We start from the raw sequence: 6,854 nt of genomic DNA, 5'->3' as shown, positions 1-6,854 counted from the left end.
ACACCGCTACCATTTCAGTCTTCTGAACACACCGGTACCAAAAACTCGCATCTGACAGTAGATTTACTACAGAATTGAATGCTATTTGTTGTCGTAGTCTTGGTCACCGGAGGCACCGTACATGGTGGTCTTCAGAATTGGCCCCAGAGTGAGGATAGAGGTGCCAAACCCTGATACGACAAGGGCCGCAGCTGGGCCGATGGCACTTACAACAGGTGCCCCGATGATGTATCCAATAAGCATTGCGGAGCTGTTAATTGAACCCATCGTAGAAAGGGCTTTGGGTTTCACTTCATCAGGTACGGATCCGACAACGATTATGCGTAGTGCGGCCACCTGAGCAGCATTGCAGACTCCGCCCAGGAGGAAACATGGGATGCAGAGCCACAATGAGGGAAATAGTCCAGGTAAAGCTATGAAACACCCCATAGCGAATCCTGCCCCGGCCAGGACTTTCCCAGCGTTCTGTGAGTGAAGGCGAGCTGAAAGCCGTGCGCCAAAGATGCGGCCCACGATAAATGCTTGGGCAATGATGGCATATAACGTACCGCTGACGTGGAGGGTCTGTGTCGCATAGAAGACAAGCGAAACGTTGAAAATCGAGGTGCAGATAATTGCTCCCCAAATGCTGGTTAACGCGGACCGAGCGCTTCTATTCTTCAGCAAAAGGGAAGGTGCTTCGAGGACCTTCTGGAGAAAACTCGGTGAAGAATCTTTGGTTTCTGAATGAAGCAGTGTTTTCGGGGGCGAGGATTTATAAAGGAAATAAAAAGCAAGTAGCGAGACTCCAACGGCGCAAGCTTCAACGAAGAGCGCTGTCTGCAGGTTTCTTTGGTCCAGTAGTAATCCACCTAGAGGTGGTCCAAGGAATCCACTGCCAAGTCGGGCTGTGTCCAAGAGGGAGAAGGCTTTCGCCTGCTGTCCTTCGCCGACCTGAGAGTCAGCGATGGTGAAAATGGATGGAATTGACAGTCCGCTTAAGCATGCGGTGACGAGATTTCCGACAATGAGGATCAATGGCTCTGGATAGGCTGCCATTGATAACAGGCCCAGAAGATCTAAGAAGAGTGCAGCAAGCGCAATGTGATAGCTGTTGAATTTGTTGAAGAGTGGGGCCAGAAAGGGGACTGCAAAAACTTGAGCGCAAGTACCCGAGATGAAGATGCTTGCCACCAACAGTTCGCCTTTGTTGAGTTCGGCGAAGTGGAGTGAAATCGAGAGGCTGGTCATTGACCCGCACACTGACAATAAAAAATATGTGGCGGTCAAGGTGTAGATAGATGAAAGTCCTTCGTCACCACTGTTTCTAGGGGGATGCATTTAGGCTGCAACTGTTTCGTTGCCCTGGCCGCTGAACGGACCTGAACCTCCTACTGTGACTACTTCGGAAAGCGTTTCGGAGGTAAGCATTATTTCTCCCATATGTGATGACGATTACATGCAACAAGATAATGATGTGCGACTCTCATTGCAAGGGTGTGGCGGAGTCAGGTCTTGCACTGTGTACAGGAAAAAGTAGTGCTAGCGCTAGTGACCTTCGCTCTTGTGAACATCAAAATGTAGAGCATGAAAAAGCTTGTGGTTGGCATGATTGCCGTGGTGGCCGTGATTGTGGTGGCGTTTGTCGGGTTTGTGGGATTCATGCAGTGGGTCGATGCAGACAGCGTGACCGGTGATGACGGCGTAGCTCCCGGATACAGCGCTGAGACAGGTGGCCCGCTGGAAGCGTCGTTTGCGGGCGAGGGGCCACACGAGGTCGACGTGCGGCGCGACGGCGACGTGACCGTTGCGGCACCGACGGGTGCGGGACCATTTCCGGCGGTGGTCATGGCTAATGGCACGAACACGCCGCTGAGTAGCTACCTGCCTGTGGCGGAACACCTGGCAAGTTGGGGCTTCGTGGTTGTCGGCGATGAGACTCCCCAAACCGGAACCGGGGAGAATGTCGTGCACCTAATCGAGAGCTTGCCGGAACTGGATTCTCGCGTGGATCGATCACGGGTTGGCATTTTCGGACACTCACAGGGTGGCGCGGGCGCCATCAACGCTGCGGCCCACACGGAGGTAGCAGCTGTGTATGCGGCGAGCCCGGCCTCCCACAAAGTGGCACAGTCCAATGACTGGGACTACACCACCGCGGATGTTGAGGCACCGTTGTTCTTGATGACGAGCGATGGCCGTTCAGACCGCTGGCTTGTCAGCCCGTGGTCAGACCTAGAGGAGAGCTTTCAATCAGCCGGTGGTCCGGCAATCATTGCCCGCCGCCTGGGCGCGGATCACAAGGACGTTTTAGAGTTCGGGGACGGCTATGCCACCGCGTGGTTCCGCTACATTCTTGCTGATGATCCTGATGCACGAGACGTGTTCGTTGGCGCTTCACCGGCGGGTGCCGGTGAGCTGGCGAGCAACGCGCTCTGGGACCGAGTGGCCACCCGTGGCTGGTAGTTCGCGGGGTCTTTCGCCATCCCATGCGGTGTACCGAACACGCAAAAAGCTACCTGTGCTCACACGCCTCTTTGCAGGAGGCGTGGTTCACAAAAATCGGCAGCCCTGATAAATTTCAAATGAAGTGTCAACCGGGCGGTGCCACGCCAGCCTGTACAAACAGAATCGAATGAGTTATGCAGACAAAGGCGAAAGGCCACGTCGAGGGCCTCTACATTGATGAGAACTTCGAGCTGCGCGCCGGAGCCGTCACGTTCGGGGAGAGCATTGAGGGCATAGTGCTTGGCGACGTCCCCGCAGCCGAGGCCGCCTGGCACGCCGGGGACCCGGATGCGTTGCTGTGGGTGCCCGGTTTCGTGGACCTGCACAACCATGGAGGCAATGGCGGGGGCTTCCCCAACGGCGACTATGAGCAGTGCCTGGCCGCCGCCCGCTTCCACCGCGCGCACGGCACCACGACGTTGCTGGCCAGCTTGGTCTCCGGCACACAAGAAGAGCTGTGTGCCCGGGCTGAGCTTTTGGCCCAGCTGGCTGAGGAGGGTGAAATCGCCGGCATCCACATGGAGGGCCCCTTCATCGCGGCGGCCAAATGCGGCGCACAGGACCCTTCGCGCATCGTGCCCGGTGACCCGGACTTCTTCCGAGCAGTCATCGCCGCGGCCCGCGGCCACCTGCGTTCGATTACCTTCGCGCCGGAGACGGAGAACGTCGACAAGCTGCTCGAAGTCTGCGCGGAGCATGGCATCATCGCCAGCCTGGGCCACACCGAGGCCGATTACGACACCACGCTGAGCGTTATCGCCAAGGCTAAGGAGCTCGGCGTCACCGTGACCGGCACGCACCTCTTCAACGCCATGCCACCTATCCACCACCGCGCGCCGGGCCCGGTCGCGGCTTTGCTTACCGCGGCGAAGGCGGGGGACGTGGCCGTCGAGCTCATCGCAGACGGCGTGCATCTTGTCGACGGCACCGTAGACATGGCCCACAGCCACCGAGCCTTCGCCATCACTGATGCCATGGCGGCCGCTGGAATGGCCGACGGTGACTATGAATTGGGCTCCCTTCCCGTCACGGTGAGCGGGGGAGTAGCGCGTGTGCCCAGCGGCGCCATCGCGGGTGGTACCTCCACCTTGGCCCAGCAATTCGTCAGTTTCGCCGCGCGCCATGGTCTGGGCGAGGCGGTGCGTTTTACCTCCACCACGGCCGCCGACGTGTTGGGGGAAACGAATCTAGGCCGAATCGCGGTTGGCGCTCGTGCCAATCTGGTGGGTCTCAATGCCCAGTTGGAACCAGTGCGCGTCATCGTCGACGGCGCGGACATCCCACTCTCTTAAACACACAGGAAGGCATCTCATGGAAATCCTCATCCGCTCCACGCCGGCCGAAGTGGCCGTGGAAGCCGCGAACATTTTCGCGCACTACGCCAACGCTGGGTCCACCCTGGGCCTCGCCACGGGATCGACCCCGGTGGCGATGTACAAGGAACTCATCGCCCGCTATGAGCGCGGCGAGGTCAGCTTCGCCGACAGCCGCGCATTCCTGCTCGATGAATACATCGGGCTGGAGCGCACCCACGAGCAGTCTTATTACTCCACCATTCGCCGCGAATTCACCAGCCACGTGGATTTCAACGACGACCTGGTGAAAAGCCCCGCTGGTGACGCGGACGACCCGGCAGCCGCCGCGGCCACCTATGACAAGGCCATCCGTGATGCTGGCGGCGTGGATATCCAACTGCTGGGCATCGGCGCCAACGGACACGTCGGCTTTAACGAGCCTTCCAGCTCCCTGACGTCGCGCACCCACGTCACTACTCTGCACCCGCAGACCGTGAACGATAACTCCCGATTCTTTGACACCGTGGACGAGGTGCCGCGCTTTGCCGTAACCCAAGGACTGGGAACGATCAGCGAGGCGCGTCGTCTGCTCTTGCTGGCTACCGGTAGCAATAAGGCCAATGCTGTGCGCAACATGGTGGAAGGCCCGCTGTCTGCGCACTGCCCGGCCTCAATCCTGCAGTTGCACCAGCACGCCACGGTGATTGTGGATGAATCCGCTGCTTCCCAGTTGGAGGACCGCGAGTACTACATTTTTGCCGACCAACATCGTCCGCACCGCCCACTCTTCTCCTAAAAACTCCATCTATTCCTTACTAATGTGAAAGGACTCCTCGCATGAAAGTCGATGTCATGGGGCCGCTGCAGCGGCTCGGAAAAGCCCTCATGGGCGCCGTGGCGGTGCTGCCCGTCGCGGCGATCCTCTGCGGTGTTGGTTACTGGATATCCAGCGCCGCCGGCCCGGATAACCTCGCCGCGCAGCTGCTCATCAGCTCCGGTGATGCGGTGCTGGCTAACCTGGGCTGGATCTTCGCCATCGCGATTTCCTTCGGTCTGGCCAAGGATTCCAACGGCGCCGCAGCACTATCTGGTTTCCTGGCCTTCGCCACGTTTATGAAACTGCTCGGCCCGGAGGCCGTGGCCGGCTACCGCGGCATCGAAGACCCCACCGCGTTGACCGGCGATGAGGCGCTGGAATGGGCCGCGGAAGGCTGGAATGCTGTGGGCGGCGGCAACGTCCTCTTCGGCATCCTCGCCGGCATCATGGCGGCCTGGGTATATAACCGTTTCCACGGCACCAAGCTGCCGGACTTTCTCGCCTTCTTCTCTGGCCGCCGATTGGTGCCGATCCTTACCGCGATCTTCGCCATGGTTGTCTCCGGGATCCTCTACTTTGTGTGGCCGTTCATCTACAACGCGCTGTTCAACTTCGGTACCTCCATCCAGGGCCTGGGCGCGGCGGGTGCCGGCATCTACGGCGTGGCCAACCGCCTGCTCATCCCGACTGGCCTGCACCACGCACTGAACTCCGTCTTCTGGTTCGACGTCATCGGTATCAACGACATCGGTAACTTCCAGGCCGGCCAGGCCACCATCGACGCCGCCGCGGCCGCGACCTCTGCCGCTGATTGCCCGGGTATTTGGGCCAACGGCCAGTGCACGGTCGAGGGCGTCGTGGGCCGCTACCAGGCGGGCTTCTTCCCGGTCATGATGTTCGGTCTGCCGGGTGCGGCACTCGCCATGTACCTGCGCGCGGATAAGAGCAAGCGCAAGGTCGTCGGCTCCCTCATGGCCGCCGGCGCTTTGGCTTCCTTCTTCACCGGAGTGACCGAGCCGCTGGAGTTCTCCTTCATGTTCGTCGCCCCGCTGCTCTACGTGGTGCACGCGCTACTGATGGGCCTGTCCGTCTTCATCGCCTCCGCCATGGAGTGGACCGCCGGCTTCGGTTTCTCCGCCGGTTTCGTGGATATGCTGCTCTCCTCCCAGAACCCGCTGGCCAACAAGTGGTACATGCTGCTGGTCATGGGCGTGGGCTTCTTCTTCCTCTACTTCGTCATCTTCTACTTCCTCATCGGCTGGCTGAACCTGAAGACGCCGGGCCGCGGCGAGGATGAGGCCGACGACGCGGCGGATTCCGTCAGCGGCGATGACAAGACCGCAGCCGATGCCGCGCGCATCATCGAAGGCCTCGGCGGCAAGGACAACATTGACTCCCTGGACTACTGCACCACGCGCCTGCGCGTGGGCGTCAAGGATCGCGCGCTTGTCGACGACTCCGTAATCAAGCGCGCCGCCGTCTCCGGCGTCATCCACCCCTCGGAGAAGAGCGTCCAGGTCATCGTGGGCCCGGCCGTGCAATTCATGTATGACGAGGTCAGTCACCAGCTGCGTCACGGTTCTCCGGCGCTGGCCACGGCGGGTGCTGCGAGCGCGGCTGGAGCTGCGGGTGTTGCAGCCAGTGTGCCGGCCAGCGCCGGCGTTAAGAGCGTCAACGGTGAGACGGACGTCGACGTACGCGCCCCGTTCGCGGGTGACGTCGTCGAGCTCTCCCAGGTCCCGGATGCGTCCTTTGCACAGGGCATGGTGGGCGAAGGCTTCGCCGTTATGCCTGAAACCGTCGATGCCTTCGACGTCTGCGCCCCGGTAGACGGCACCATCACCATGATCTTCAAGACACGCCACGCCTTCGGCATGAAGACCGCGGATGGCCTAGACCTGCTTATCCACATCGGCATCGACACGGTGGAGCTCAAGGGCGAAGGTTTCACGGCCCTGGCCAAGAAGGGCGATACCGTCACCGCCGGCACGCCGATCATCGCGGTGGAGGCGCAGAAGCTACGCGAGCGCGGCGTCAACCTCATCACCCCGGTGGTGTGCCCGACGGCCAAGCAAGTCGCTGGTGTCGACATTGCCCGCGAGGGTCATGTCCAACCGGGCGAGGTTGCGGCCACCGTCAAGCGCAGCAACTAACCTGATTCGGCCCATCTCAAGGGATGGGCCGGCGGGGCCAAATCCCAGATATAAAAACTGCCCGAGTTGCCAAAAACAACGTTGCTCCCTGCGGTGAGGAGC

At 60.4% G+C, this 6,854-nt stretch carries 5 protein-coding genes; 4 read left to right on the top strand and 1 reads right to left on the bottom strand.

Annotation, left to right across the window (positions count from 1 at the left end; genetic code table 11):
* Positions 1 to 81: 81 nt before the first annotated feature.
* Positions 82 to 1,320, bottom strand: a complete 1,239-nt coding sequence (locus HMPREF3009_RS01605) for an MFS transporter (RefSeq protein ID WP_046647863.1) — start codon at positions 1,318 to 1,320, stop codon at positions 82 to 84.
* Positions 1,321 to 1,566: 246 nt separating this feature from the next.
* On the opposite strand from HMPREF3009_RS01605, the gene HMPREF3009_RS01600 reads away from it, so the two are divergent.
* The 4 genes from HMPREF3009_RS01600 to nagE all read left to right on the top strand — a co-directional run bounded on the left by HMPREF3009_RS01600 (position 1,567) and on the right by nagE (position 6,752).
* The gene (locus HMPREF3009_RS01600; protein ID WP_070546697.1) at positions 1,567 to 2,445 is read left to right on the top strand and encodes a poly(ethylene terephthalate) hydrolase family protein; all 879 of its coding nucleotides are present in this window, start codon (positions 1,567 to 1,569) and stop codon (positions 2,443 to 2,445) included.
* Between the two features lie 176 nt (positions 2,446 to 2,621).
* Positions 2,622 to 3,779 carry an N-acetylglucosamine-6-phosphate deacetylase gene (locus HMPREF3009_RS01595; RefSeq protein ID WP_070679583.1) on the top strand — a complete coding sequence of 386 codons (1,158 nt, stop codon included), beginning with the start codon at positions 2,622 to 2,624 and terminating at the stop codon, positions 3,777 to 3,779.
* 19 nt (positions 3,780 to 3,798) lie between these two features.
* Positions 3,799 to 4,578 carry a glucosamine-6-phosphate deaminase gene (gene nagB, locus HMPREF3009_RS01590; RefSeq protein ID WP_070679581.1) on the top strand — a complete coding sequence of 260 codons (780 nt, stop codon included), beginning with the start codon at positions 3,799 to 3,801 and terminating at the stop codon, positions 4,576 to 4,578.
* 41 nt (positions 4,579 to 4,619) lie between these two features.
* Positions 4,620 to 6,752 carry an N-acetylglucosamine-specific PTS transporter subunit IIBC gene (nagE, locus tag HMPREF3009_RS01585; RefSeq protein WP_070511275.1) on the top strand — a complete coding sequence of 711 codons (2,133 nt, stop codon included), beginning with the start codon at positions 4,620 to 4,622 and terminating at the stop codon, positions 6,750 to 6,752.
* Positions 6,753 to 6,854: the final 102 nt, after the last annotated feature.

The organism is Corynebacterium sp. HMSC034H07 (genome assembly GCF_001815175.1).
In the GTDB taxonomy this organism is placed as follows: domain Bacteria; phylum Actinomycetota; class Actinomycetes; order Mycobacteriales; family Mycobacteriaceae; genus Corynebacterium; species Corynebacterium hiratae.
This window is presented reverse-complemented; position numbering and strand designations above follow the sequence as displayed.